The organism is Gluconobacter sp. P1C6_b (assembly GCF_018811945.1).
GTDB lineage: Bacteria > Pseudomonadota > Alphaproteobacteria > Acetobacterales > Acetobacteraceae > Gluconobacter.
Genome location: NZ_JACRVU010000002.1, coordinates 249727 through 274562 on the forward strand (window position 1 = coordinate 249727; position 24836 = coordinate 274562).

Sequence of the window (24836 nt, forward strand, 5' to 3'; positions counted from 1 at the left end):
AAAACCGGCGTCCCTCATGGGAGCCGGTTTTTTTGTGTCTGCTCTGATGGATTGGCGGGTATGGGCGGTATTTTCTGAGGAAGGTCTGCCAGAAGGCTGGAAAGTGCCTGATCAGCCTGTCGATTGGCTGAAGAGCTTTGCAGCTTCAGGGCATTGACCGTTGCCTGCTGGGCCGCCCTGTCCAGAGCCACCAGTTGTGACAGTCCTTCAGGGCCGATCTGTCCTGTCATGACCGCGCCCCGGGCCATACCATGGGCGATCAGATAGGCATAAAGCCGCGAATTGGGAGATGGCGGCAGTCCTGTCATTGCAGGGCGTGCCGCGCATCCGGCCAGAAAGCTTCCCATCACAAACAGTGTGACGGCAGGGCGCCAGACTGCGCGACGGGAGGCTTTCGTTTCTGTCATCAGGAGTTTTTCTGTGCCAGAAGGTCGCGGATTTCCGTGAGAAGAACCTCTTCTTTCGTCGGAGCCGGCGGGGCGGCAGGAGCGGCTTCCTGCTTGCGGCTCAGTTTGCTGAGGATACGCGTCAGCCAGAAGATGAAAAATGCAACGATCAGGAACTGGATCACGGCATTGAGGAATACACCGATATTCACGGTGACGGCGCCGGCCTTCTGGGCTTCGGCGAGCGTATCCTTGACGGGGCCCTTAAGCGTGATGAACAGGTTCGAGAAGTCGACGCCACCCGTGAGCAGACCGATGAACGGCGTCAGGATGTCCTTGACCGCACTGCCGACGATCGCGCTGAATGCAGCACCGATCACGACACCGACGGCGAGGTCGAGCACGTTGCCACGCATGATGAACTTCTGGAAATCGCTGACCCAGCCCGGGGTGTGCAGCTTGTGTTTGGTTTCGCTCATATCAAACCTTTCTCGGTAGCCGTGCAGGCACGGTCGCAGGCCTGACAGTCGAGCCCGCATTCATTGCAAGGGATAAACGGACTCATACGATCCAGTAAAGGCCACTTTCATCCGGAAGCGCTTTCCGTTATATGCGCCTGATGATTCGCCCCGGTCGGCATCGGGGCTTTCTTTATGGAGTAGAAATTCATGAAATCCGGCATCCATCCCGACTACCACGAGATCACCGTCATCATGACCGACGGAACCGAATACAAGACCCATTCGTGCTATGGCGAACCGGGCGCGACGCTGCGTCTTGACGTTGATCCGAAGTCCCATCCGGCCTGGACGGGCGTCCAGCGCATGATGGATACCGGAGGCCAGGTCGCAAAGTTCAACAAGCGCTTTGCTGGCATCGGTACGCGCACGAAGTAATTCGGCGCACCTCCCTGCCGTCTCCTCTTGAAGACGGTCGGGTCGGAACCTATCTGGAAAACCAGCCGTGATGCCGTTCGGGTCGCGGTTGGTTTGACCATAGCATTTTGCCATATCGGGAAATGCGCCAGATGATTCCTGCCTGAAGGAGGTTTCAGTGACCTACGATTTTACACCGCTGTTCCGCAGCGCGATCGGTTTTGACCGACTGGCCACCATGGCTGGCAATGTTGCCAACGCCCAGGCCCTTCCAAGCTATCCGCCCTACAATATCGAAAAAACCGGCGAGACGAACTATGTCCTGACGATGGCCCTTGCGGGTTTTCGGCCTGAAGACGTGGACGTTGTCCAGGAAGACAATACGCTTGTCGTGCGCGGTAGTGTTCCCGAAAACAGCCGTGACCGGGAGTGGCTGCATCGCGGCATTGCTACGCGTGCGTTCGAACGCCGCTTCGTTCTGGCCGATCATACGGAAATCGACCGTGCGGATCTGGTGAACGGCCTGCTGTCCATTGCTGTCCGCCAGCTCGTCCCGGAAGCTGCAAGACCGCGCCGTATTCCGGTGCGGACTGAAGCCGTGCACGCAGCCCCGGCTGAAACCGTTCAGGCGGCCTGAGCATTTGGAGCGGGAGTGCTGTAAAAGCACCCCCGCTCCGTTTTGGTGCTTGACCGCCGCGGCTTCGGTGCCGCATACCCGTTTCCATTATCGCAGAGCATCCAGCAGGTGCCGCGATCATATCCCGGGCGGGATTGGTTCCTCGCCGGATACGCCCGATCGGTGCCTGCGGAAGCTGGCTCCATCCGTGTCCCAGCAAGGAACGCACCGACATGACCCTGCCTTTGATGCCCAAGGCCACGGCCGTCTGGCTGATCGAGAAAACCGGTCTTACCTTCACCCAGATCGCAGAATTCTGTGGCATGCACCCGCTTGAGGTCCAGGCGATTGCGGATGGTGAAGTCGCCGCCGGGATCAACGGCTATGACCCGATCAAGAATCATCAGCTCGCCGAAGCGGAAATCAAGCGCTGCGAAGCGGACACGAATGCCCGCCTGAAAATCATGCCGACGTCCAGCCCGGTGAAGCGTCGCGCCAAGGGCGCCCGCTATACTCCGGTGGCCAAGCGCAATGACCGTCCGGATGCCATCGCATTCGTCCTGCGCCAGTTCCCCCAGCTTTCCGAAGCGCAGATCGTCAAGCTGCTTGGTACGACCAAGGACACCATCACCAAGGTCCGTGACCGCCAGCACTGGAACAGCGCTAACATCAAGCCGCGTGATCCCGTGATTCTCGGCCTGTGCACCCAGACCGATCTGAACGCGGCCGTTACGGCTGCCAATGACCGTCTGGCCCGCGAAGGCCATGCGCTTCCCGTTGTGGAAGCCTATGTTCCTGACAGCGACAGTCATGCCTGATTGCGGTGTCCGGACCGGCCTGTAAGGGGCTGGTTCGGATGAATGCCTGACGGGCACTGGCCCGGTACCCGTCAGGCATGATACTGCAATGAAAAGAGTGGAAAGAATCAGTCTCTCCACGACGCCTGAACGTTCTCCGGGACCGGATGCCATGATGACTGACGACAATGCCATGCTGAAACGTCTGCACGAACTGCGCAGCGAGCATCGCGACCTTGATACCGTCATCGAGCGTCTCGTCCATCATCCCCTCAACCAGCTCCAGCTTCAGCGCCTCAAGAAGCGCAAGCTCCAGCTCAAAGATGAGATTTCGTGGATCGAGACTCGTCTGATCCCGGATAATATTGCCTGAATGAGCCAGATCCTCTCCGCCGACGAAACCCTTCAGGACGACATGCCGATCCGTGTCGGTGTGATCATGGGAAGCCAGTCCGACTGGGACACCATGCGCTATGCCTGCGAGATCCTTGACGATCTTGGAATTGCCCACGAAAAGCGGATCGTCTCGGCTCACCGCACGCCTGACCGTCTTGTGGATTATGCCAAAACAGCCCGTCAGCGTGGCCTTCATGTGATTATCGCCGGTGCGGGTGGTGCGGCGCATCTTCCGGGTATGTGTTCCGCCTGGACAAGCATTCCTGTCCTCGGCGTTCCTGTGCAGAGCCGTGCCCTGAACGGGCAGGACAGCCTGCTCTCTATCGTGCAGATGCCGGGTGGGGTTCCTGTCGGGACCCTGGCGATCGGCAAGGCCGGCGCAATCAATGCCGGCCTGCTCGCCGCGTCGATCCTGTCGGTTACCGACAAACAGGTCATGGCGCGTCTGGATGCCTGGCGTGCGACGCAGACGGCGGCTGTTGCGGATGTTCCGGTCGAATGAAGGCGCAGGTTTTTGCTCCCGGCAGTACGATCGGGATTATCGGTGGCGGGCAGCTTGGTCGCATGTCAGCCGTGGCGGCCTCGAAGCTTGGCTTTCATGTGCATGTTCTGAGCACTGAGGCACAAAGTCCGGCTACGGAAGTCGTGGCGTCGGTGACGGTCGGAGCCTATGACGATCCGGCGGCGCTTGAGGATTTTGCCTCGCGCTGTGATGTCGTGACCTTCGAGTTCGAGAATATCAGTGCCGAAGGACTGGCCCTGCTTGAGAAGCACCGGCCGGTGCGACCAGCGGGCGAGATCCTGCGGATCAGTCAGGACCGGATTGCGGAAAAGACGCGCCTGTCCGAAATCGGCGTCAGTCTGGCCCCCTGGCGGGCCGTTAATGGCCCCGAGGATCTGGCAGGGCTTGAGACGCTCGGTTTTCCGCTTATTCTCAAGACGACCCGCTTTGGTTACGACGGCAAGGGTCAATTCCGGGTGGCTGATGCCGAGGCCCTCGCAACTCTACAGGATCTGCCCTACCCGCTCGTTGCGGAGAAGATGATCGATTTCGAGCGTGAGCTCAGCGTGATGGTAGTCCGTGGTCTGGACGGGACCGTGCGGTGTTTCGATACGGTCGAGAACCGGCACCGCAATGGCATTCTGGACGTAACGCTGGCCCCTGCCCGCGTCATGCCGGATCTGGCTCTTCAGGCTCAGGACATGGCAGCCTGCATTGCCGAGGCGCTGGGTCTGATCGGGATCATGGGCGTGGAGATGTTCCACGCTGCCGATGGCAGCCTCATGGTGAACGAGATTGCTCCTCGTCCGCATAACTCCGGGCACTGGACCATGGATGCGTGTCTGGTGGACCAGTTCGAAATGCATGTGCGTGCCGTCGCGGGACTGCCACTTCCGCCGGCGCGTCGCCATTCCGATGCGGTCATGCACAATCTGATCGGGCCGGAGGACATGACGCGTGTCCCGGCCATTCTCGCGACGGATGGGGCATCGCTTCACCTTTACGGCAAGGCGGAGGCGCGTCCGGGCCGGAAGATGGGGCATGTGAACACTATTTTCCCGCGAGGGGCCCTGCCGGGCGAGCTGGCGCTTGAAGGGCTTCTGCCGCCTCGTATCCGAGGCCTCAGAGCAGATTGCTGCGGCGAAAGCTCGTGTGGCGGCCATTGCCGATGATGAAATGGTCTGCGATCGTGACACCGACCACTTCGAGCGCCGCCTGAACCTGCATGGTCATCTGAAGATCGGCTTCTGAGGGCGTGGGGTCGCCGCTGGGATGGTTATGGACCAGAACGAGCGCGGTCGCGCCGATTTCCACGGCGCGTCTTGCGACTTCCCGCGGATAGACGGGTGTGTGATTGACTGTGCCTCTGGCCTGCGCCTCATCGGCGATCAGGCTGTTTTTTTCGTTGAGAAACAGGATGCGGAACTGCTCGATGTTCTCCCGCGCCAGACGGGCCGTGAGATAGTCGAGAAGTTTCTGTTCGTTGTCGAGCACATCCTCAGGCGGCAGGCGCGCATGATTGTAGCGTAACGCCGCTTCCTGAAGTACGCGGATCATGGGCAGCATATGCGTGCCCATATCCGTGATGCTTTCGAGTTCCCTGTTCGTAGCGGACAGGACGGTGGCCAGAGAGCCGAAACGCGCGAAGAGATTGCGCGACAGTTCAGCACTGCCCGTTTCACGTCCGGTGAACAGAACGGTTAAAAGATGCAGCAGAGTTGCATCGTCGAGATGCCGCCCCCGCCCCGTTAGCAGGGCAAGCGGCGGCTCTATTTCTGGAAGAGTATCCGTCAGTGCCGTGATCTGTCGCAGGTCGGCCGACGACAGGCCTGTCATGCTGTCAGAAAATCCGGTTGTTTCGGCATTCCCGTCGTCCATCTTACAGCAGCCCTTCCTGACGCAGGCTGGACGGGCGCCCGTCCCCTGCAATGAGTACATCATGAAGCATGATGGACAGGGGGCGCATCGCGAAATCGAGCTGCCGTGCCGATTGTGACAGATCGGCCGGACGCTCCGTGGGGCTGATATGGAAACCGATCAGGGCCGTTGCGTGCAGTGCGAGGGCCCGGATGGCGATGGCGCGGTTGCGTTCGGCAAGACTGTCAGCCTCGGCCGCGGTTTCATCCGCGAGAAGACGGTTGCGGTTGTCGAGATAGAGCAGCCGGAACTGTCCTGGAACACCACCCTCCAGCGCCTGTTCGAGATAGGCTGTGAGCTGTTCCCAGTTGCTCAGTGTCGGACGTTCACGCTGTTCAGAAGACGCCAGACGTTCGGCTGCCACACCGGGGAGACGCAGGACCCGGATGGCATCATCTTTCAGACCCGCGGTGCGCAGGGCCTGCGTGGGTGCGCGGAAAACGTTCACTAGGCTGCCGAAATGGGAGATCAGTCCTTTGGCAAGCGGTTTCGTGTCCTTGCGCGGAACACCTGCGAAGAGCAGCATTTCAAGGATCTCGTAATCGGCGAGCGTGTGGGCACCATTGGCCAGCACGCGGGCGCGCATTCTGGCGCGGTGCCCCTGAGGTCCTGTGCCGCGTGTCAGATCGATCCGGGGATAGGTGTTGGCCATGACGGTATCTCACTCTATATCGGGAGGGTGCCGCAAGACCTACCTTCCCCTACCCCCGAGTATCTCTCCCGCCTCAATCCGGAGCAGAGACGCGCCATTGAGACAACCGAAGGCCCGCTCCTCATTCTGGCAGGTGCGGGAACGGGCAAGACGCGCGTCCTGACGACGCGGTTTGCGCATATCCTTCTGACGGGTCGGGCCTATCCGAGCCAGATTCTGGCTGTGACATTCACGAACAAAGCCGCGCGCGAAATGCGCGAGCGTGTCAGCGCGATTCTGGGGGAACCTGCGGAAGGTCTGTGGCTCGGGACGTTTCACGCGATCTGCGCACGGATGCTGCGGCGTCACGCGGAATATGTCGGGCTGACGAGCAGCTTCAACATCCTTGATACGGATGACCAGATCCGGCTGCTCAAGCAGGTCATGGAGCCTTGGAAAATCGACACCAAGCGCTGGCCGCCCAACCAGCTTATGGGGATCATCCAGCGCTGGAAAGATCGCGGGCTGACGCCTGACCGGGTGACCCCGGCTGAGGACTCCGATTTTGCGAATGGTCATGCGCTGGCAATTTACCGGGCGTATCAGGAGCGGCTGATTGCGCTTAATACATGTGATTTCGGCGATCTGATGCTGCACATGACCGAAATCCTGCGCAACCAGCCCAATGTGCTGGCGCAGTATCACCGGATTTTCCGCTATATTCTCGTGGACGAGTATCAGGATACGAATACGGTCCAGTATCTGTGGCTGCGTCTGCTGGCCAAGCGTGAGCATGGGCCATCCAACATTGCCTGTGTGGGTGATGATGATCAGTCCATCTATTCCTGGCGCGGGGCGGAAGTTGAGAACATCCTGCGCTTCGAGAAGGATTTTCCGGGGGCGGAAGTCGTGCGTCTGGAGCGGAATTACCGCTCGACAGCACAGATCCTTGCGGCTGCGGCGGGTCTGATCGCTCATAATGAAGGACGGCTTGGCAAGACGCTGCGGCCCGGGCGGGACGATGCTGACGGCGAGAAAGTCCAGATCATCGGGGTACGCGATTCGGATGAGGAAGCGCGGATCGTGGGGGGCGCGATCGAGCGTCTGCGCGGTGACGGGCATCCGCTGTCGGAAATCGCCATCCTCATGCGTGCGGGCTTTCAGACGCGGCCGTTCGAAGAGCGGCTGATGATGATTGGCATCCCGTATCGGGTTGTTGGTGGGCTGCGGTTCTACGAGCGCTCCGAAATCCGGGACTGTTTGGCGTATCTGCGAGTACTGTCGCAGCCTGCGGATGATCTGGCGTTTGAGCGGATCATCAATGTTCCCAAACGTGGCGTTGGTGCCGTTGCGGTGCAGAAGCTGCATGCTCAGGCACGCGCCCTGCCGGGTCCGCTGACAGCCGCGGTAATCTGGCAGCTTCAGGCAGGGCTGCTCAAGGGCAAGTCGAAGGATGCGCTGGATGGGCTGATGGCGGCGTTCCAGCGGGCCAAGGCGACGCTTGAGACCGAAGGCCATGTTGTTGCGGCCGAGCAGCTTCTTGAGGACAGTGGCTATCTTCAGATGTGGCGGGATGACCGCTCCGTCGAGGCGCCGGGGCGTCTGGACAATATCCGCGAGCTTCTGCGGGCTCTTGGAGAATTCGGGACGCTGCAGGGCTTTCTGGAGCATGTTGCGCTCGTCATGGATACCGAGAGCGAGGCGTCGGATGACAAGGTCAGTCTGATGACGCTGCATGGCGCCAAAGGGCTGGAGTTCGACACCGTCTTCCTGCCGGGCTGGGAAGAAGGCGTGTTTCCGTCCCAGCGGTCGCTTGACGAAGGCGGGAACCGGGCACTCGAGGAAGAGCGGCGGCTGGCCTATGTGGGGCTGACCCGTGCGCGGCGTCGGGCCATCGTGCTGCACGCGGCGAGCCGGCGGATCTATGCGAACTGGCAGTCCTCGATGCCAAGCCGCTTTATCGAGGAAATACCGTCCGAATATGTGCAATTGACGGGACAGGCATTCGAGACGCGCCGGCAGGCTGCGGCGGCCCCGTCCATGTTCGCATCCGGCCCGCTGAGCAGCACGCGCCCATCAGGTTTCCGCGCTCCGCGCCCGAAAATCCATGATGTTAAGCCGGAGCCGACTGTCGCGATCGGGGCGACGGTCTTTCATCACAGGTTCGGCGAAGGCACCGTCATCGGCGCTGACGGGCCGCAGTTGCATATCAATTTTGAAAATGGTGGCGTTAAACGCGTCATGGCAAATTTCGTGGAGATCAGATCGTGATGGCACCCCGCAGCATTGGCCGTCGCCATGCCAGTGCGCTCGAAACCCTGTCCATCACGGTGGAAGAGCCTTTTGTTCCCCTGTTCGAGCAGGCCCTGATGTGTGCCTGCGAGACGGTCGGCATTTTCGAGGCGGATGACGCGCAGAAATACTGGCGCGTTGAAGGCGTGAAAGACACGGGCTTCAAGGAAGACGAGCTCGAAAATGCTCTGGCGGTCGCGCGGATGCTTACCGGTTGTGAGGCGGAGCTTGAACGCATCCCGACGGAATCCGAGGGCTGGCTGGCCCGGACCTATGAATCCTTCCCGCAGCAGAATGTGGGCAAGCGCTTTGCCATTCGCGGCACCCATCTGCATGGCGCCCCGGACCAGTCCCGTCTGACGATCACATTGGACGCCGGGATTGCCTTCGGCTCTGGCGAGCATGGCTCGACCCGCGGTTGTCTTCGGGCATTGGAAATGGTCGCATATCGCAAACCGCAGCGTATTCTCGATATGGGTTGCGGGTCCGGTATTCTGGCGATGGCGGCGGCGAAGCTGCTGCACCGCCCGGTTCTTGCGGTCGATATTGAACCCTGGTCCGTGCGGACGGCCAAGCTCAATGCGCGGCTGAACGGTCAGGGCAATCTGCTGGACTGCCGCTTCGGCAATGGCTGGCAGACCGAGGCCGTACGCGCCAAGGCGCCGTATGATCTGGTCTTCGCCAACATTCTTGCCCGTCCGCTGTGCCGGATGGCGCAGTCTCTGGCGCTGAACCTTGCGCCGAACGGGACAGCCATTCTCGCTGGCCTGCTTTACAGTCAGGCGCGGATGGTGCTGGCAGCGCATCAGCGTCAGGGTCTCGTGCTGGAACGTATCCTGCGTGAAGGCGACTGGGCCACGCTGATTCTGCGCCGTCGCGGTTGATGGGCGCGACGGGATCATTGCCGTTGATTCGGGACGCCGGACCCGACGACCTGCCGGCTATCCTGCGGATCACCAATGATGCCATCGAAAACACCGATGCGCTCTGGATTACGACGCCTTTTACGCTTGAGCAGCGGCGCCAGTGGTTCGAGGACAGGCTGGCGCAGGGCTACCCCGTGCTTGTTGCCGTCGATCCGGCTGGGGCAGTTGCCGGATATGGCGCTTACGGGGCTTTCCGTTCCTTTGAAGGCTATGCCCGCACAGTCGAGCATTCGGTGTATGTTTCGCCCGATCATCAGCGCCGGGGCATTGGCCGCAGCCTTCTGCGAGCCCTGATCGACCACGCAAAGAGCGCGGGTTTTCACGTTATGGTGGCCGGGATTACGGCGGATAACGCTGCCTCCGTTGCGATGCACCATGGGTTTGGTTTCCGGAACTGTGGCACGCTTCCGCAGGTCGGTCGCAAACGTGGCCGCTGGCTCGATCTGCTGTTCATGACACTCTGTCTCGACGATCTTCCAACTGTGGAAAAGGACTTTTCATGACTCTGTCCTCCATCCCGCTCACGGAGCGCCCTGCCCTCGTCCGCGAAGCCTGCAAGGCGCTGGGCGTTGACGGTTTCATCATCCCGCGCGGTGATGAATATCTCGGCGAATATGTCGCTCCCTGTGCCGAGCGTCTGGCCTGGCTGACGGGCTTTACGGGAAGTGCGGGACTGGCGGCGATCCTGCCGGAAACAGCCGCCGTATTCTCCGACGGGCGTTATACGGTGCAGATGGAAGAGCAGGTTCCCCATGACCTGTGGGAGCGTCGTCATGTCGCGCTGGAACCGCTTTCCGACTGGCTGGGGGAACATGCGAAGGGGCTGAAAGTCGGTTATGATCCGCGTCTGGTCAGCCGCTCCATGCTGGCCTCATGGCAGACGCCGGGTGTCGAACTTGTTCCACTTCCGCGCAATCCCATCAATCTGGCCTGGACAGACCGTCCGGCTGCACCGGCTGGTCCGGTTCTGCCGCAGCCGCTGGAATTTTCGGGAGAAAGCAGTGCGGACAAGCGCAGGCGGCTTGGCAATGCTCTGCGCAAGGCGGGACAGGATGCGGCTGTCATCGCGGACTGCACTTCCCTGGCCTGGCTGCTGAACATCCGTGGCAGCGACGTCCCCCTCACCCCCGTCGCGCATGGCTATGCGATCCTGCACGCGGACGGGACGGCAGAGTGGTTCGTCTCATCCGGTCGTCTGTCGGAGGGCGTGCTGGAGGTCTGCGGTCCTGGCGTGACGGTTTGTTCGCCTGCGGATCTGGCGAAGCGGCTTGAGGTTCTCAAGAGCAGGACCGTGCGGGTGGATCCTGTTACGACGGCCGTATGGTTCGACACCACGCTTGCCGCTGCCGGTGCGACAGTTGTGGATGAAACCGATCCCTGCACGCTGCCCAAAGCCATCAAGAACAGCACGGAACAGGATGGTGCGCGGAAAGCTCATGTCCTTGATGGCGTGGCGATGGCCCGTTTCCTGCATTCCCTGACGGTGTCGGGGATCGGCCAGCACGAGACGGATCTCGTCACCCGGCTGGATGGTCTGCGTGCCCGCTCCGGCGATTACCGGGAACAGAGCTTCGACGCCATTTCCGCCGTCGGTCCGAATGGTGCCTTTCCCCATTACCGGGCACAGGTTGGTCACGATCGGGTTCTTGAAACCGGAAATGTGTATCTGATCGACAGCGGTGGGCAGTATCCGTTCGGTACGACCGACATTACCCGCACGCTTTGGGTGGGCGATCAGGAACCGCCTGCGAATATCCGTGAAGCATTCACGCGTGTTCTGAAGGGCAATATCGCCCTCTCCCGTATCCGTTTTCCGTCCGGCACGACCGGTCACCGGCTGGACGTGCTGGCGCGTGCAGCCCTTTGGCAGGTCGGGATGGATTATGATCATGGTACCGGACATGGCATCGGAAGCTATCTGTCGGTCCATGAAGGCCCGCAGAATATTTCTCCTGCTCCCCGTCCGGTTGCACTTGAAGCTGGCATGATCGTGTCCAACGAGCCCGGCTATTATGAACCGGGACAGTACGGTATCCGGATCGAGAACCTGATGCTGGTGCGGCCCTCTTCTTTCAAGGGGAGTAAGGGCCCGTTCCTCGAGTTCGAGATCCTGAGCTATACGCCTATTGATTACAGACTGATCGATGTCGCCCTTCTCAACGATGCGGAGTTGAACTGGTTGAACGCCTATCATGCCGAGGTTCAGGCGCGGGTCTCACCGCATGTCGAGCGGGATGTAGCCGCGTGGCTGGCTGAGGTCTGCAAACCGCTCGTTCGGTAAAGTTACGGGCATAACCTAATTTTTACCTTTCCCGATCATATACAGGACGATGATCGGGAAAGTTCTCCTCTCTGCTGCTGTCACGACGCTTTCGGGCATGCCCACTGCGTTCGCCTATGACGCATCTTCCGTCTGTCGTGTAGCGGCGCAGGCTGCGGAGCAGCAGACCGGGATTCCGGCGCGGCTGCTCGATGCCATCAGTCGCGTCGAGAGTGGTCGCCGTGATCCCAATGGATCGGCGACTGTTGCCTGGCCCTGGACCGTCAATGCGGCCGGGAAAGGCTATTTTTACGAAAGCAAGGACGAGGCTATTGCGGCCGTGCTGGATTTTCAGGCGCGCGGGATCGTCTCGATTGATGTGGGTTGCATGCAGATCAACCTGCATCATCACCCGGATGCTTTCTTCTCGCTCGACGATGCCTTTGATCCGTTCAGCAATGCCCGTTATGGCGCCCGTTTCCTGTCCGGACTGCACAGCCAGCTTCAGGGCTGGCCTGCTGCGACGGCGGCCTATCATTCCCTGACGCCAGCGTTGGGGGAAGAATATGCCAAGCATGTCATGGCGATCTGGAATGGTCAGGCGGACAATTACAGACCCCCTGATTTTCTGCCACAGATTATCATGACGTCTTCTGGTCTGAAGGCCATGTTTCCTGTAGCCCGTGCGCCTCATTATTTCGCATCTGGCAGGCAGAGTGGATATCCTGCTCCATCTGGGCTTCCCACACAGGGCGCAGCTTCCGTGCATATGGTGTCTTATGCGCCACCACCACGCATTATCCATCATGCATTCGGTGCGCCGGCTGGTGGTGTCCCGCCGCAGATGGGCCGTAGTCTGGCATCCTATCGGGCTATGCCGGTCCGGCTGGCCTGGCGTCAGCGTTGATCAGTATCCGGACCAGCCGCTTCCCGCTCCGGCATACGCGCCATGTGGCGAGGTGTGGTGTCGTGGAATCGGTGTGCTGCCATCAGCGGGCATTCGGGTGCAGGCGGATATTCCAAGCAACAAGGCCAGAACCAGTATACGAAACGTCATATCAAACATGCTTTTACACTTTGAAACCGGCGTTTGCAGAAACCCGGACCACTCTGGTTCGTTTTCGAGCTTCATGACCGGAGAAATATCATGAAGTTCCTGTTCTGCCTGGTTTTGGGCGCAATGACCGCCCGCGTGTGGTTCCGCGTTCTGGCCAACACCTACTCACGCCCTTCGCTTATTGGAAGCCGGGGTGTCTGAACGGATGCTCCAAATTCAGAACAGGTGTGACCTATCGGGGCTGGATGCATCGAGCCAGCCCTGGAGCATATAAGCTGCGGCCATCTTGTCCACGACCTCTGCACGACGACCGCGCGTCATGTCGGCATCCTTGATCAGAAAACGGTTGACGGCGCTTGAGGACAGGCGTTCGTCCCACAGGCCCGCGGGAATCCCGAGTTTTTCCGACAGGGCCTGCGTCCAGTCCGATGCGGCGCGTGCCGCCGGGCCAAAAGATCCATCCAGCGACAGTGGCAATCCGACGACCAGGGCTCCTACGCCCTGTGCGCGGACGATTTTGGCCAGTTCCTGCGCATTCTCGCCCAGTTTCCGGCGCTTGAGGCCGATCAGGGGAGATGCCAGCATGAGTGAGACATCTGTCAGGGCGACGCCGATAGTCTTCGATCCGGGGTCGAGACCGAGGACGCGCTGACCGGACTGAAGAAGATTACGGAGATCATGTGGATTGAACAGGGGCATAGCACGGCGTTATGATCCCCCTGACGGCTGAAAAGCCACCATAAAATTTCCTCTTGTTCAGGAATATTCATGTCGCTCGACGCGAAAACGGTTACGCGCATCGCCAGACTGGCGAGGATTGGTCTCCAGCCCGAAGAGGTTGAAACCCTCGGGAAGGACATGGGCTCCATTATCGACTGGGTGGAGCAGCTCAAGGAAGTTGACGTCACGGGCGTCGACCCCATGATTGGCACGGGTCTCGCAAAGCCCCGCCTGCGCGAAGACCGCGTTACGGATGGCAACTGCCGTGACAAGGTTCTTTCCAACGCTCCCGAGCGGGAAGGCCCGTTCTATACGGTTCCGAAGGTGGTCGAATAATGTCCGGCATTCACGATTTTACGTTGGCTTCGGCCCGGGACGCGCTCAAGGCCCGCAAGATTTCCGCAGTCGAACTGACGGACGCCCATATTGACGCGATCGAGCGTCTGGATGGCCAGCTTAACAGTTTCATTACCCGCACCCCCGATCAGGCCCGCGAGGCTGCCAGGGCTTCCGACGAGGCTCTGTCCAAGGGTGAAGGCGGCAGTCTGTGCGGTATTCCGCTGGGCATTAAAGATCTGTTCTGCACGAATGGTGTCCGCACCACGGCTGCCAGCAAGATCCTTGGCAATTTCGTACCGCCTTACGAGAGCACGGTCACGGCCAATCTGCTCAAGGATGGCGCTGTTTTCCTTGGTAAACTGAACCTTGACGAATTTGCCATGGGGTCGGCGAACCTGACCTCCGCGTTCGGGCCGGTCGAGAGCCCCTGGAAGCGCAGGGATTCTGACGCGAAACTGGTTCCAGGCGGGTCTTCGGGCGGTTCCGCGGCGGCCGTGGCGGCCGGGCTTGTTCTGGGTGCGACGGGTACGGATACAGGTGGCTCCATCCGTCAGCCGGCAGCGTTCACGGGTATTGCCGGGATCAAGCCGACTTATGGTCGCTGCTCGCGTTTTGGAACGATCGCCTTCGCAAGCTCGCTCGATCAGGCCGGTCCAATGGCGCGCAATCTTCAGGACTGCGCCATTCTGCTTGAATCGATGGCCGGGTTCGATCCGCGCGATTCAACGAGCGTTGATACCCCCGTCCCGCATTACGAAGCGGCGCTCAAGCGTGGAGTGAAGGGCCTGCGCGTTGGTATTCCCAAGGAATATCACGTCGAAGGCATGTCTGCGGAAATCGAGGCACTGTGGCAGCAGGGCATGACCTGGCTGCGGGATGCCGGGGCAGAAATCGTCGAGGTTTCCCTGCCGCATACGAAGTACGGTCTGCCGACCTACTACATTGCTGCTCTGGCCGAGGCTTCTTCCAATCTGGCCCGTTATGATGGTGTCCGGTTCGGTGAGCGCGTCAGTGCCCCGACGCTCGATGGTCTGTATGAGGCCAGCCGTGCCGCCGGCTTCGGTGATGAGGTCAAGCGCCGCATCCTGATCGGAACGCATGTGCTGTCGTCGGGTTATTATGACGCCTATTACCTCCGTGCGCAGAAGGTCCGCACGTTGATCCAGCAGGACTTCCTCAAGGCTTTCGAGAATGTCGACGTGCTTCTGACGCCGACCGCTCCGTCGGGTGCTTTTGCGCAGGACGAAAAGCCGAGCGATCCGGTGCAGATGTATCTCAATGACGTCTTCACGGTTCCGGCCAGCATGGCGGGTGTCCCTGCCCTGTCCGTCCCGGCTGGCTTGGACGCACGTGGCGTGCCGCTTGGATTGCAGCTTATCGGCAGGTTCTTCGATGAAGAGACGCTGATTGCGGCCGGTCATGCCATCGAGCAGGCTGCGGCTTTCCACCACAGACCCACCATTCATGCAGGAGTGTCGGCATGAGCTATCGTATCACCGGCAGCACCGGCGAATGGGAAATCGTTGTCGGTCTTGAAGTTCATGCCCAGGTCGTCAGCGAGGCCAAGCTCTTTTCTGGCGCTTCGGCGGAATATGGCGGCGAGCCGAACACGCATGTCAGCCTCGTGGATGCCGGTTTCCCGGGCATGCTTCCGGTCCTGAATCGGGAATGCGTTGCGCAGGCCGTCCGGACGGGTTTGGGGCTTGAAGCTGAGATCAACCTGTTCAGCCGGTTTGACCGCAAGAACTACTTCTATGCCGATCTGCCCACCGGGTATCAGATCAGCCAGTTCGCCCATCCGATCATCGGCAAGGGCAAGGTCCTGGTTGATCTGGCCGATGGCAGCACGCGCGAAATTGGTGTGACCCGTCTGCATCTGGAGCAGGATGCGGGCAAGTCGATCCATGATCAGGATCCGACGCGCTCTTTCATTGATCTGAACCGTGCCGGCGTCGCGCTGATGGAAATCGTCAGCGAGCCGGATATCCGTTCGCCCGAGGAAGCCGGTGCCTATCTACGTAAGCTGCGCCAGATCCTGCGCTATATCGGCACCTGTGACGGCAACATGGAAGAAGGTTCCATGCGTGCCGATGTGAACGTGTCGGTCCGCAAGCCCGGTGAGACAGAATATCGCACGCGTTGCGAGATCAAGAACGTCAACTCGATCCGTTTCGTGATGATGGCGATCGAAGTCGAGGCGCAGCGTCAGATCGAGGTCTGGGAAGCTGGCGGGACCGTCGATCAGGAAACGCGTCTGTTCGACCATGTGCGTGGCGAAACCCGCTCCCTGCGGAGCAAGGAAGATGCGCATGACTATCGCTACTTCCCTGATCCGGACCTGTTGCCGCTGGTGATCGAGCAGGCCTGGGTTGATGAACTCAAGGCGGCTCTGCCGGAGCTTCCGGAAGCCAAGCGTGTCCGCCTTGAGCAGGAATACGGTGTCAGCCGTTATGAGTCGTCAGTGCTTTGCGTGGAGCAGGCGATCGCGGATTTCTACGAGACCGTGGCGCGTGGTGCAGATGCCCGTCTGGCAGCCAACTGGATGCTGGGCGACTTCTTCGCAGCATTGAACCGCACGGGGCGTTCGATCGAAGACAGCCCGGTCAGTGCGGAAGGTCTGCGGGAACTGCTGGGTCTGATTTCCGACTCAACGATCAATGGCAAGATCGCCAAGGAAGTTCTCGAAGACATGGTCGAGACGGGTGACTCCGCTTCTGCCATCGTTGAACGCAAGGGCCTGCGTCAGGTGACTGACACAGGAGCAATCGAGAGCGCCATTCGCGAAATCCTCGCAGCAAACAGTGACAAGGTCGAGGAATACAAGGGCGGCAAGGACAAGCTTTTCGGCTTCTTTGTCGGTCAGACGATGAAGGCCATGAAGGGCAAGGGCAACCCTGCCCTCGTCAACGAAACCCTGAAGAAACTTCTTTCAGAGTAAGGCGAAAAAAATGTTCTCGGGGGGTTTGACCACGACGCGGTTACCCCCTAAGAACACTCCTGCATACGCCGTGCGAACCGCGTAAAAGAGCGGAGGGGTGGCCGAGAGGCTGAAGGCGGCGGATTGCTAATCCGTTATACGATTTCAAGTCGTATCGTGGGTTCGAATCCCATCCCCTCCGCCAGCGCGCTCTAAAAAACTCAATAAAATCAAATAGTTAGTCATTGCTGGTCTAGTCGTACCCCTCTTAAAATCCCCCTTAAAACATGCGCTTGCCTGATACGTTATGTGACGGTGTGACGCCTATCTGGCGAATGGCCCCTGGGAAGATGGCTTTGTCTACTGGCCTATCGTCGGATGCGGGACGCCCTTGGCTACCTCATGTGCTTGCCGGATGCTTTGGGTCCTTCCTAGACCTTTTCTTTTGCGGCTGCCCCGACACCCCGGCTTGCGCGTTATGCGTGCCTAAAATTTGGGCACTTTTTGTTTTCTTCGCGGTGCTTTTCGGAAAGTGCCCAAAAGTACCGACAGGACTGACAGAGTGACAGAACCGCAGTTTTCTGAGGATTATTTCTTCATCCGATCGGCAGGGCTGCTGACAGGACTGCCAGCAGAAGAAAAAAATTAGGCTAAAATAGTCGCATCGATATCGTACAAGCGAACAGGCCCGCGTCGATCAGGAACAGTATGCGCGTTTGAACTGTCGGTGCCTTTGGCAATCAAAAGCCCTGCCTTTCTAAGTGCTTTGATCGCGCCTTTCACGTTCAATCCCTTACAGACCTCTTTGCGGAATACCTCGCGGGCAATACCAAAGAAGTCTGTCTTTCCATTTCTAAGGAAGCGGTATCCGGCAAGATTATCGATAGCCAAGCGGCTGTCCGCATTTGTTCCGCCTCCTGCTAGGTCCAAGGCCTTAAAACGGCTTTCACCGCGCGTTTGTAAGAACATGCGGACCTGTTCGATTGCGGCCTGTTCCTCGAACGCCTCACCGCTGCCATTCTCGGCAAGCCATGCCCTGAAGCATACCATCGCTGCTTCCATCGCTTCACCTTCGGGCCAAGGCAGCACACCAAAGCGTGTGGCGAGTTCTCCGGCACAGGCCACGAGTGCGAACCGGCCCGCGACACTCTGCGCCTGACTTCCGGCATCCTTGGCGTGCTCTGCTACAAACGCCTTGCGCCGGGCGTCGACCCATTGCCGTAACCCGGCCTCATCGCTCGCCCGTTCGCTGGTCAGTCTCGCAAGGAATGCACGCGATGCCGTGCCGTGCTGCCGATGGACCGCCCGGCGGAGGTGGTTTGAGAGGGCCGCGCCATCGGAGAAGTCGTGCAGCGTGTCGAACAGCCCGTGCCCGCCTTCCGGCGCTGCAGGAATGTTTGCAAGCCGCGTCTTTTGCCCGGCCATCGTTTTCTTGCCCGCCTCATTCTGTTTGTCTTCAAGCGTGCACTCGCCTGTGGAAAGGAACAGGGTTCGCCATGTGAACGCGCTTCGTGCTCCGCCCCGTTGGTTGGCCCGCTGCTTCCCGGCTTCATTGCTAAGAGAATAGACGATGTTGCCAACTTCATAGTCGGCGGCCTGTCCGATCTCGTCGAGGATCAGCACGGTATCGGAGATTTCCGCCGCGATGCCCTCAAGCCCGTTCGCTGTCGCACGCCACGCACGAACCTGACCTGTCGGCCCCCACACGCTTCCCGCCGCATAAGCCGCAGTGCTTTTGCCGGAGCGCGCCCCGCCTACCAGATGAAAGCCGCCGCTCTGTTCTGTGGCTATGTCCAGCAATGGGCCAGCCAAGGCTGCGGAGATATAGAACGCAAGACGGCTGTTTCCGATAGCGTAGCGCGCCACTTCATCCCGCCAGCCTTCCAGAGTGCCGGACACTGCAAACTTGTCGCCTGATGATGCCCGGCCCGCTTGGAGTGTCACTGATCCGGCGCCGGGGCCGATCTTGGCGCCATTGGCAAGGACGAACACGAGACCGCGCTCTGTCGTATGCCACCCCGGCTGACGCACGCACGCAAGCCTTGCGTCCGTCTCGACCGTCGCAAGGAAGGTTTGCAGCAAGCGGGCGGCGTTCGGGAGGCAACGCAATCCCTGTTCAGCCAAAGCGCCGCTAATCTCGCGGGCATCTCCGTGCATCTTGCTATAAGGGATCGACCATTCATGCGGCTTGCCGTCATGGTCCTTCCATCGCAGGAGAAGCCCCCAGTTATTGCTTTCGGGGTCGCGGGTCTGGGCCACAATCTCGAATGGTGCCGAAACGCGCACGGGCGGCTTGTCGCTGTCGCCGGGTGGCTCGTAAAACAGACCGTCCGGCTTCATGGCGAAACCGCCGGGCATCTGCACGCAGGCAACGGTCGGCGTCGCATCCAGTAACGCCCGAAGATCGGTTCCGGCGGGCGCATCATCGGCAAGGTCCCATGCTTTCGGAAATGTCCCAGATACGCTGACGACACGCAGGGACGAGATACCCGCTTCGTGGAGTCGCTTCGTCGCTTGCTGTGCGGCTTTCTGTCCCGGTTCGTCATGGTCGGGCCAGATCACCACGTCTCGACCAGCCAGCGGCGCATAGTCCGCTTTTCCCATGCTGACCGCGCTTCCTGCGGTGGTGGCGACGTGATCGGGAAACAGGAGCGTTGCGGCGTCTGCGACCTTCTCGCCTTCGACCAACAGAACAGGCGCATCAGGTGAGATAGCTAGCCTGTCGAGATTATAGAGCGGAGGTAGCCCGGCGGGGGACTTGGAGTGCCACCGCTCTACCCCGTCAAGCGTGCCGTAAGTCTTCTGCGAGTATGTCTTGCCGCCGCCGGGCTTCTCGCTGCGGTATTTGGCGTGAAAGGGCTGGCCTGTCGCCGTGCGGTAAACCCACATGGCGGTGGCATGTGCAGGACGCGCCGGTTCCGTAGGAGCGGGAAGGATTTCCACACCCTCCGTTGGTTCGGAAGGCATGGGAGCAAGCGTTATCTCTTTCCCTAATGGGGCAAATGCTTTATTAAGTTCGTTCATTAGATATCGGAAATTCCGAGCATGACGGCCATCTGTCGGGCCGCCTCATGCTGTTTGAGATTGAAGAGATACGCCGCCAGCGATACGGGGTCGCCGCCCCGGTCGCCGGTTGCGAAATCAGACCAGCGGCCTGTTCTTAAATTCACTTTGAATGACCCGCGCTTGCTGTCGGCTCGCGTCGGGTTCAGTGCCACCCACTCACTGCCTTCCCTGACACCATCAGGGAGCCAGCGGGAGAGGATCGACGGCAATGCGGCGCGTGCGGTGTCGTTTATGCGGGGAAACACGGCATCCCTCTAGACGCTAGGAGAAAGCCGCGCTGTGTCAGGTGATAACGCCCGTTCTCTGGGTCGTGCTCACAAAGTTCAGGGTGAAGGCCACTAAACTCCGCACAGCGGCGGCGCCAGAGTTTGCTAGAAGGCCAATGCGACCACATGGATTTGGACAGTTTGCGAAGAGTCCTGGTGCTTTCATCCCCTAGTGACGACACAGTCTCGGACGTGACGGCGAAGCGTCCGCAGTATTTTCCGTCAGGGCAGTATACCAATCGGCGTCCATTAACTTCTGTGCCGACTATCTTCATGAGAAGCGCCCGGCAGATATGGACCGATGGCACCCCAAGTTTTGTCCACCAGACCCGACGCGCAAGGCGGGCGAGTGGGCGTTCGTCGTCGCGGTGGTTCGTCCATGCTATCTCTACCGGAGTAAGGAGCACCCCTTCGCCGTGGGCCTCGGCAATCCCTGAAAAAAGAATGTCAATATCCCGGTCATCAAGTGGATTTCTAGCCCGCGCCATCACACAATCTCCTGTGCGTTCAGATATTCGCTTGTGAGCTGCGGCATGAGGGTGGCCAGCCTGTCGGCTGTTTCCCGGCCGAAGATCGCGGCAATGTTGTGGAAGGCGTCCAATGCGATGGACAGTTCCGGGAACAGGTGCCGTTCCTGTCGGTGGTTCCAGTCCGTGGCGTGCTCGATAAACGACAGGTCTGCGGCGTGCTGGTCGAGCGTCGTTCCACTTGTGCGTTGCCGGGCATATCGGCGCATGGCCGTGTGGTCGCGTTGAGACAGCAGCATCAGGCCGCACCCACCGCAGGAAGGCTGGCAAAATACTGTTCCACGCTTGCCACGCAGATGCGGGTCAGTTTGCCGCACTTGACGGCTTTGAAACGCCCGGCGTGAAGGGCGCGATAGATCGTGCTTCGGCTCATGCCAAAGTCTTCTCCGATCTTCTTGATGGAGGCGTAGCGGCTATGGTTGGTGGTCAAGTTATATTATCCCTGTGACTTAATTGACGCCGCTTTGATGCGTCCCCTATTTGGTTGCATGGAGTTTTCGTTCGTTCCACTGGATTTCGGGAAGGTTTCATAATTGCCTGTACAGGTTCAGGCCGTTTCATACCCGATACGGGGCAGCCTAAGATTGGCTCGATCTCGGTTCCACTGCATCCGTGGAATAATTTGTCTTTCCCGCGTATTTTTATATTTTCGAATGGTTTTCATTATTGCCCCGTAGTGGTGCGGACAGGAACAGTCCTGTCTATTACGGGCCAACCAGATATAGAGGGATTTCTTCCGGCTCTACTGTAAGATGAGAATAATTTCGGTATTGCTCCGTTTCTTTGCGGGTCAGGACTGCCCTGACTGCTACGGGCTAACCAAATAGAGCCGGTTTTCTGCTGAAACTACGTCATACGTGGAATAATTCATGGGCCCTGCGTTTTTTTTTGACGCGGGTTCTCGCCGGGCGGAAAATTTCATGCTGGCTCCATGTTGGCCCGTTAAAGCGCGCTTTCTGGCGTGCTGTTTTGTCTTGCTCGGCTTTGCTGGTTGCCGGTAAAGGCTGTGCCTGTCAGCAGCCTGCCGCTACGGCTGCCGATTAGCATATAGAAAGAACCGCAGTTTTCTGCGGTTCTGTCACTCTGTCAGTCCTGTCGGCAAAAAACGCCAATTCCGAAAACGGCCGCTGCTGTGCTTAAAAGCCGCCTAGCCATCCTACGTCTACGTCAGTGTCCATGCCGCATCGCCCGCGCTCGTCACGCCAAGCACGCTTTAAGACGATGGCTAGGTCTTCTATACAGTATGAGGCATAGGCCGCGATTTCTCGGCGGTCTTCTGGGGTTTCCGCTTTACGTTCAAGCGCAAATGAGATCGCGCCAAGATCAATTAGCGTTCGTTCAATCACCGCATCAAAACATTCATCAAGAACCGGCACCTCAACCACACGGACAGGTAGCAGCCGATGAAGTGCTTTTGTGATAAAGTCGAACATAGCCATTGCCGAAATCCCTTTTCGGTTTGTGGTTAGGCCGGGTGCGGAGGTCCTACGCTCCGTATCCGGCCACTTCATTCCTTGCGGAATGTCTCTCTGAATGCCACTATGTTTTAATGTATGCAACAAGGAAGTGGCGCTGTGGATGACATTTTGGCCGCACAAGTAAGGGCCGCTCGCGGCTTGCTAGGCTGGAACAGGGACAGGCTAGTAGAGGCCAGCAATGTCCCCAAACGCACGATAGTCAGATTTGAAGACGAGGTTACGTCACCACGCACCGCCACTCTCAAAGCAATCCGCACCGCCCTAGAAGCCGCTGGCGTTGAGTTTGTGCCGGAGAATGGCGGCGGTGCTGGTGTTAGGTTGAAGAAAGAGTAAATGTCGTATCAGATGCTCCTGTCACTTAGGCAGGAAATCATTGATGCTGACGAAAGAAGATATCACGAGACGGTTGACAGAGCGGGGTTATAACCGCGCACCCACCTCGTGGGAATATGCTGACGAATATGATCTGGGTTCCTGTTACTTCTATATCCTCACAATCAAGAGGACACATACGGTCGTAGTAGTGGACCGTCCTACTTACGAATTTTTAGCGACCTTAAAATTATCGGGCGTTATTCTCGGAAAGGACCGCAAAAGCGCCGATTTTCGAAAATTCAAAGAAAAGAACGCTTCAGGTAGCTATATAGGCTTTTTCGTCAATTTCGAGACACTGTCTGCTTTCGATAGCTTTATAGCTGCCTTGACGGGCGAAGAAGACACCCTAAGCAGCGACATTGAGGCCATTACCAACTCGTCGTCGCTTACCGCCACCCAAAAGCAGACCCTCGTATATGCTCGTGTGGGGCAAGGTGCGTTTCGTGCTGGCCTTGTTGACGTATGGGATGGGAAATGCGCAGTCACCGGCGTCTCGGTGCGGGAACTGTTACGGGCGTCGCATGTAAAGCCTTGGGCTAGTTCCACAGATGAGGAACGCCTAGACATCCACAACGGCTTGCTATTGGTTGCCAATCTGGATGCGGCTTTTGACAAGCATCTCATTTCCTTCACCGATAGCGGGGAAATGCTTCTCTCCGATGCTCTTGGGGCGGATGGGCACGCCGTACTCGGCGTTTCTTCCGATGCACGGTTACGAAAGCCTCTGACACTACAGCAAAAAGCATATCTGACAGAGCATAGAAGCCGACTAAGGTAGTCGCATGAACCGCAGCGATTTCAGAATTGGCGCATCGTTGTGGCCATCTTCCAAGGAATAGCGTTTTACTGACATAGGCCTGCGAACCGTGGTTGCTATCCAGATTGAGCCAGGCCGTGATCCATCTTGGTATGATGGACCACCCTACACCGTATTAGAGGGCGTGTTCGATGAGTACATTTAGAGGGGTGTTGCGCTACCGAACCTGACATGGCGTAGGATACGGCTGATTAACTGCCTCACATGCCACAGTAACCCGCCCATTCTTCCATCATTTTCCGCCGCTTCTCGAATAGATCACCGCGTCGATAAGCGGCCTCTACCTTGTCCCCAATGGCGTGGGCTAAAGCCATTTCGGCAACCTCACGCGGGTAGTGTGTTTCCTCTGCGGCCCAATCCCTGAATGTCGAGCGTAAGCCGTGGACCGTTACGCCTTTTGTTCCTGCCGCCTGATGCAAGGCTTTGGATAGCGCCACGTCCGAGAGTGGCTTGCCCGCCTTCTGACCGGGGAACACCAGATCACCATTTTCCGGGTCGCGTAGGGTTGTGACGGCTTCCAAGATCGCCATTGAGCTATCGGTAAGGGGGACGCGGTGTTCCCTTCCCGCCTTCATACGCCCGGCGGGAATGGTCCAGACCTTCGATGATAGGTCGATTTCATTCCATGTTGCGGCCCTCACCTCACCGGAACGTGCCGCCGTGAGACAGACAAAACGGACGGCCTTGGCAGCGAGTCCATCGGATGCCGCAAGAGAAGCCATTACCTTGCCGATATCCTTGCGCTCAACGGCTGCATGATGCTCGACCTTTGTCACTTTGCTCGGTGGTGGGAGAATAGCATCCAGATGCCCACGCCATCGGGCGGCGTTCTCGCCCTCGCACCAGCCATGAGCCTTGGCATACCCTAAGATACGTTCAACGCGGGATCGAAGCCGTGAGGCTGTTTCTGTCTTGCTATCCCATATTGGACGTAGGGCATTCAGCACGTCGTCTGTGGATACCCTGCTCACGGGTCTGTCACCGAACACCGGGAACACATGCTGCTCGAGAGAACGCCGCCATATCGGTTCGGCCTTCTTGTCTTTCCAACCTGATGCCTGTTCCGTGATGAAGCGCCGGGCGACCTGTTCGAACGTCAGGGTTAACGCCTGTTCCAGCTTGCGGGCTTTGTCGATCTCCTGCTTGCGGTCGAGTGGGTCTATCTTCTCTGCAAGCAGCAAGCGGGCCTCACTGGCGCGTTGCCTCGCTGTCGCAAGAGGCACATCGTAGGCAGAGCCTAAGCCCATCTCTCGACGCTTGCCGGTCACAGGGCTGGTGAAGCGAAATATCCAGCCGCGTGAGGTAGGCGTTGCAATCAGCCATAGGCCGCCACCGTCGCAGAGGTTGCCAGACTTCCATGTCTCGACCTTGCGGGCCGTCAATTGATTAGGGGCCAGTCTGCTCATAGTGTCCTCTTACCCGCCTTAAAACCCCTCTTAAAACATGGGTTCAAGCGGGTCAATCTGACACATTGAGGGATCGACCTTATAATAATACCATATTATACAATGACTTACTGGTTTTCAGGATACAGTCTGAACCTATGGTTAGGCGGACATCCCCTCCGCCAGCGCGATCCCAGGAAATATGGAATTCCGGCTCCCGAGCAGTTGTCCGCTGACCCATTGAATGGGTCAGCCTTATCAGGCTTTCTTCCTGGTCGGAGACCGTGTAGA

The 24836-nt window shown here is 58.9% G+C and carries 26 protein-coding genes and 1 tRNA gene; 16 read left to right on the plus strand and 11 right to left on the minus strand.

Features of this window, described 5'->3' with window-relative positions; all coding sequences use genetic code 11:
- Positions 1-14: 14 nt before the first annotated feature.
- On the minus strand, positions 15-407 hold the full coding sequence (locus tag KP701_RS02910) for a hypothetical protein (RefSeq protein WP_215745636.1): 393 nt from the start codon (positions 405-407) through the stop codon (positions 15-17).
- On the minus strand, positions 407-865 hold the full coding sequence (gene mscL / locus KP701_RS02915) for a large-conductance mechanosensitive channel protein MscL (RefSeq protein ID WP_215745637.1): 459 nt from the start codon (positions 863-865) through the stop codon (positions 407-409). Before mscL ends, KP701_RS02910 begins: the two co-directional genes overlap by 1 nt.
- A 189-nt stretch (positions 866-1054) precedes the next feature.
- Between mscL and rpmE the strand changes: the two genes are divergently transcribed.
- From rpmE to KP701_RS02945, 6 genes are all read left to right on the plus strand, one after another.
- Positions 1055-1282 carry a 50S ribosomal protein L31 gene (rpmE, locus tag KP701_RS02920; RefSeq protein WP_062028708.1) on the plus strand — a complete coding sequence of 76 codons (228 nt, stop codon included), beginning with the start codon at positions 1055-1057 and terminating at the stop codon, positions 1280-1282.
- A gap of 157 nt (positions 1283-1439) precedes the next feature.
- Positions 1440-1898, plus strand: a complete 459-nt coding sequence (locus KP701_RS02925) for an Hsp20 family protein (RefSeq protein WP_371818875.1) — start codon at positions 1440-1442, stop codon at positions 1896-1898.
- A 212-nt stretch (positions 1899-2110) separates the two neighbouring features.
- Positions 2111-2695: a DUF1013 domain-containing protein gene (locus tag KP701_RS02930; protein WP_011253896.1), complete on the plus strand. Its 585-nt coding sequence runs from the start codon at positions 2111-2113 to the stop codon at positions 2693-2695.
- 151 nt (positions 2696-2846) lie between these two features.
- Positions 2847-3047, plus strand: a complete 201-nt coding sequence (locus tag KP701_RS02935) for a YdcH family protein (protein ID WP_011253895.1) — start codon at positions 2847-2849, stop codon at positions 3045-3047.
- Entirely contained in the window at positions 3048-3572 is a 525-nt protein-coding gene (gene purE, locus KP701_RS02940; RefSeq protein WP_215745638.1) for a 5-(carboxyamino)imidazole ribonucleotide mutase, read from the plus strand. It abuts the gene before it with no gap.
- Complete coding sequence (locus tag KP701_RS02945; protein ID WP_215745639.1) at positions 3569-4744, plus strand: 5-(carboxyamino)imidazole ribonucleotide synthase; 1176 nt, start codon at positions 3569-3571, stop codon at positions 4742-4744. The genes purE and KP701_RS02945 overlap by 4 nt, the downstream gene beginning before the upstream one ends.
- On the opposite strand, the gene radC is transcribed toward KP701_RS02945, so the two are convergent.
- Both radC and KP701_RS02955 read right to left on the minus strand, forming a co-directional pair.
- Positions 4695-5450 carry a RadC family protein gene (radC, locus tag KP701_RS02950; protein ID WP_252345350.1) on the minus strand — a complete coding sequence of 252 codons (756 nt, stop codon included), beginning with the start codon at positions 5448-5450 and terminating at the stop codon, positions 4695-4697. The genes KP701_RS02945 and radC overlap by 50 nt on opposite strands.
- A gap of 1 nt (position 5451) precedes the next feature.
- On the minus strand, positions 5452-6141 hold the full coding sequence (locus KP701_RS02955) for a RadC family protein (RefSeq protein ID WP_215745640.1): 690 nt from the start codon (positions 6139-6141) through the stop codon (positions 5452-5454).
- Between the two features lie 27 nt (positions 6142-6168).
- Between KP701_RS02955 and KP701_RS02960 the strand changes: the two genes are divergently transcribed.
- From KP701_RS02960 to KP701_RS02980, 5 genes are read left to right on the plus strand one after another with little or no spacing between them, the layout of a single operon-like run.
- Positions 6169-8391: a UvrD-helicase domain-containing protein gene (locus KP701_RS02960; RefSeq protein ID WP_215745641.1), complete on the plus strand. Its 2223-nt coding sequence runs from the start codon at positions 6169-6171 to the stop codon at positions 8389-8391.
- Positions 8391-9296: a 50S ribosomal protein L11 methyltransferase gene (locus KP701_RS02965; protein ID WP_194260602.1), complete on the plus strand. Its 906-nt coding sequence runs from the start codon at positions 8391-8393 to the stop codon at positions 9294-9296. The genes KP701_RS02960 and KP701_RS02965 overlap by 1 nt, the downstream gene beginning before the upstream one ends.
- A complete protein-coding gene (locus KP701_RS02970) occupies positions 9296-9841 on the plus strand; it encodes a GNAT family N-acetyltransferase (RefSeq protein ID WP_215745686.1) in 546 nt (181 codons plus the stop codon). Before KP701_RS02965 ends, KP701_RS02970 begins: the two co-directional genes overlap by 1 nt.
- Positions 9838-11619: an aminopeptidase P family protein gene (locus KP701_RS02975; RefSeq protein ID WP_215745642.1), complete on the plus strand. Its 1782-nt coding sequence runs from the start codon at positions 9838-9840 to the stop codon at positions 11617-11619. The genes KP701_RS02970 and KP701_RS02975 overlap by 4 nt, the downstream gene beginning before the upstream one ends.
- A 49-nt stretch (positions 11620-11668) precedes the next feature.
- Positions 11669-12505, plus strand: a complete 837-nt coding sequence (locus KP701_RS02980) for a transglycosylase SLT domain-containing protein (protein WP_215745643.1) — start codon at positions 11669-11671, stop codon at positions 12503-12505.
- 366 nt (positions 12506-12871) lie between these two features.
- On the opposite strand, the gene ruvX is transcribed toward KP701_RS02980, so the two are convergent.
- Complete coding sequence (gene ruvX, locus KP701_RS02985) at positions 12872-13354, minus strand: Holliday junction resolvase RuvX (RefSeq protein ID WP_215745644.1); 483 nt, start codon at positions 13352-13354, stop codon at positions 12872-12874.
- 69 nt (positions 13355-13423) lie between these two features.
- Here ruvX and gatC point away from each other — a divergent pair, with 69 nt between their 5' ends.
- The 4 genes from gatC (at position 13424) to KP701_RS03005 (ending at position 16836) form a co-directional block, all read left to right on the plus strand.
- Entirely contained in the window at positions 13424-13711 is a 288-nt protein-coding gene (gatC, locus tag KP701_RS02990) for an Asp-tRNA(Asn)/Glu-tRNA(Gln) amidotransferase subunit GatC (RefSeq protein ID WP_041112482.1), read from the plus strand.
- Positions 13711-15198 (plus strand): Asp-tRNA(Asn)/Glu-tRNA(Gln) amidotransferase subunit GatA, encoded by a 1488-nt coding sequence (gene gatA, locus KP701_RS02995; protein ID WP_215745645.1) that lies wholly within the window; start codon positions 13711-13713, stop codon positions 15196-15198. Before gatC ends, gatA begins: the two co-directional genes overlap by 1 nt.
- Complete coding sequence (gene gatB, locus KP701_RS03000) at positions 15195-16652, plus strand: Asp-tRNA(Asn)/Glu-tRNA(Gln) amidotransferase subunit GatB (protein WP_215745646.1); 1458 nt, start codon at positions 15195-15197, stop codon at positions 16650-16652. Before gatA ends, gatB begins: the two co-directional genes overlap by 4 nt.
- Positions 16653-16743: 91 nt before the next feature.
- Positions 16744-16836 (plus strand) — tRNA-Ser (locus KP701_RS03005).
- A gap of 440 nt (positions 16837-17276) precedes the next feature.
- On the opposite strand, the gene KP701_RS03010 is transcribed toward KP701_RS03005, so the two are convergent.
- The 5 genes from KP701_RS03010 to KP701_RS03030 all read right to left on the minus strand — a co-directional run bounded on the left by KP701_RS03010 (position 17277) and on the right by KP701_RS03030 (position 21929).
- The gene (locus KP701_RS03010; protein ID WP_215745647.1) at positions 17277-19598 is read right to left on the minus strand and encodes a DUF927 domain-containing protein; all 2322 of its coding nucleotides are present in this window, start codon (positions 19596-19598) and stop codon (positions 17277-17279) included.
- Positions 19599-19654: 56 nt separating this feature from the next.
- A complete protein-coding gene (locus tag KP701_RS03015) occupies positions 19655-19942 on the minus strand; it encodes a hypothetical protein (RefSeq protein WP_062501800.1) in 288 nt (95 codons plus the stop codon).
- A gap of 508 nt (positions 19943-20450) precedes the next feature.
- Entirely contained in the window at positions 20451-20729 is a 279-nt protein-coding gene (locus KP701_RS03020) for a hypothetical protein (protein WP_062501801.1), read from the minus strand.
- A complete protein-coding gene (locus KP701_RS03025) occupies positions 20729-20920 on the minus strand; it encodes an AlpA family transcriptional regulator (RefSeq protein WP_062501802.1) in 192 nt (63 codons plus the stop codon). The genes KP701_RS03020 and KP701_RS03025 overlap by 1 nt, the downstream gene beginning before the upstream one ends.
- Before the next feature lie 706 nt (positions 20921-21626).
- Positions 21627-21929 carry a hypothetical protein gene (locus tag KP701_RS03030; protein ID WP_062501803.1) on the minus strand — a complete coding sequence of 101 codons (303 nt, stop codon included), beginning with the start codon at positions 21927-21929 and terminating at the stop codon, positions 21627-21629.
- 415 nt (positions 21930-22344) lie between these two features.
- On the opposite strand from KP701_RS03030, the gene KP701_RS03035 reads away from it, so the two are divergent.
- The gene (locus tag KP701_RS03035) at positions 22345-23121 is read left to right on the plus strand and encodes an HNH endonuclease (RefSeq protein ID WP_062501805.1); all 777 of its coding nucleotides are present in this window, start codon (positions 22345-22347) and stop codon (positions 23119-23121) included.
- Positions 23122-23360: 239 nt separating this feature from the next.
- Here the strand turns inward: KP701_RS03035 and KP701_RS03040 are convergent, their stop codons facing one another.
- Entirely contained in the window at positions 23361-24566 is a 1206-nt protein-coding gene (locus tag KP701_RS03040) for a phage integrase central domain-containing protein (RefSeq protein WP_062501806.1), read from the minus strand.
- Between the last annotated feature and the right edge of the window lie 270 nt (positions 24567-24836).

Bases quoted from the DNA above. Each gene is read 5' to 3' on its own strand.
- KP701_RS02965 (WP_194260602.1), top strand. From the start codon at position 8,391: ATGGCACCCCGCAGCATTGGCCGTCGCCATGCCAGTGCGCTCGAAACC.
- KP701_RS03035 (WP_062501805.1), top strand. From the start codon at position 22,345: ATGCTGACGAAAGAAGATATCACGAGACGGTTGACAGAGCGGGGTTAT.
- gatA (WP_215745645.1), top strand. From the start codon at position 13,711: ATGTCCGGCATTCACGATTTTACGTTGGCTTCGGCCCGGGACGCGCTC.
- KP701_RS02935 (WP_011253895.1), top strand. From the start codon at position 2,847: ATGATGACTGACGACAATGCCATGCTGAAACGTCTGCACGAACTGCGC.
- KP701_RS02980 (WP_215745643.1), top strand. From the start codon at position 11,669: ATGATCGGGAAAGTTCTCCTCTCTGCTGCTGTCACGACGCTTTCGGGC.
- gatC (WP_041112482.1), top strand. From the start codon at position 13,424: ATGTCGCTCGACGCGAAAACGGTTACGCGCATCGCCAGACTGGCGAGG.
- purE (WP_215745638.1), top strand. From the start codon at position 3,048: ATGAGCCAGATCCTCTCCGCCGACGAAACCCTTCAGGACGACATGCCG.
- KP701_RS03010 (WP_215745647.1), bottom strand. From the start codon at position 19,598: ATGCCTTCCGAACCAACGGAGGGTGTGGAAATCCTTCCCGCTCCTACG.
- KP701_RS02955 (WP_215745640.1), bottom strand. From the start codon at position 6,141: ATGGCCAACACCTATCCCCGGATCGATCTGACACGCGGCACAGGACCT.
- KP701_RS02945 (WP_215745639.1), top strand. From the start codon at position 3,569: ATGAAGGCGCAGGTTTTTGCTCCCGGCAGTACGATCGGGATTATCGGT.
- mscL (WP_215745637.1), bottom strand. From the start codon at position 865: ATGAGCGAAACCAAACACAAGCTGCACACCCCGGGCTGGGTCAGCGAT.
- KP701_RS02930 (WP_011253896.1), top strand. From the start codon at position 2,111: ATGACCCTGCCTTTGATGCCCAAGGCCACGGCCGTCTGGCTGATCGAG.
- rpmE (WP_062028708.1), top strand. From the start codon at position 1,055: ATGAAATCCGGCATCCATCCCGACTACCACGAGATCACCGTCATCATG.
- KP701_RS03040 (WP_062501806.1), bottom strand. From the start codon at position 24,566: ATGAGCAGACTGGCCCCTAATCAATTGACGGCCCGCAAGGTCGAGACA.
- gatB (WP_215745646.1), top strand. From the start codon at position 15,195: ATGAGCTATCGTATCACCGGCAGCACCGGCGAATGGGAAATCGTTGTC.
- KP701_RS03020 (WP_062501801.1), bottom strand. From the start codon at position 20,729: ATGCTGCTGTCTCAACGCGACCACACGGCCATGCGCCGATATGCCCGG.
- KP701_RS02910 (WP_215745636.1), bottom strand. From the start codon at position 407: ATGACAGAAACGAAAGCCTCCCGTCGCGCAGTCTGGCGCCCTGCCGTC.
- KP701_RS03030 (WP_062501803.1), bottom strand. From the start codon at position 21,929: ATGGCTATGTTCGACTTTATCACAAAAGCACTTCATCGGCTGCTACCT.
- ruvX (WP_215745644.1), bottom strand. From the start codon at position 13,354: ATGCCCCTGTTCAATCCACATGATCTCCGTAATCTTCTTCAGTCCGGT.
- radC (WP_252345350.1), bottom strand. From the start codon at position 5,450: ATGGACGACGGGAATGCCGAAACAACCGGATTTTCTGACAGCATGACA.
- KP701_RS02970 (WP_215745686.1), top strand. From the start codon at position 9,296: ATGGGCGCGACGGGATCATTGCCGTTGATTCGGGACGCCGGACCCGAC.
- KP701_RS02975 (WP_215745642.1), top strand. From the start codon at position 9,838: ATGACTCTGTCCTCCATCCCGCTCACGGAGCGCCCTGCCCTCGTCCGC.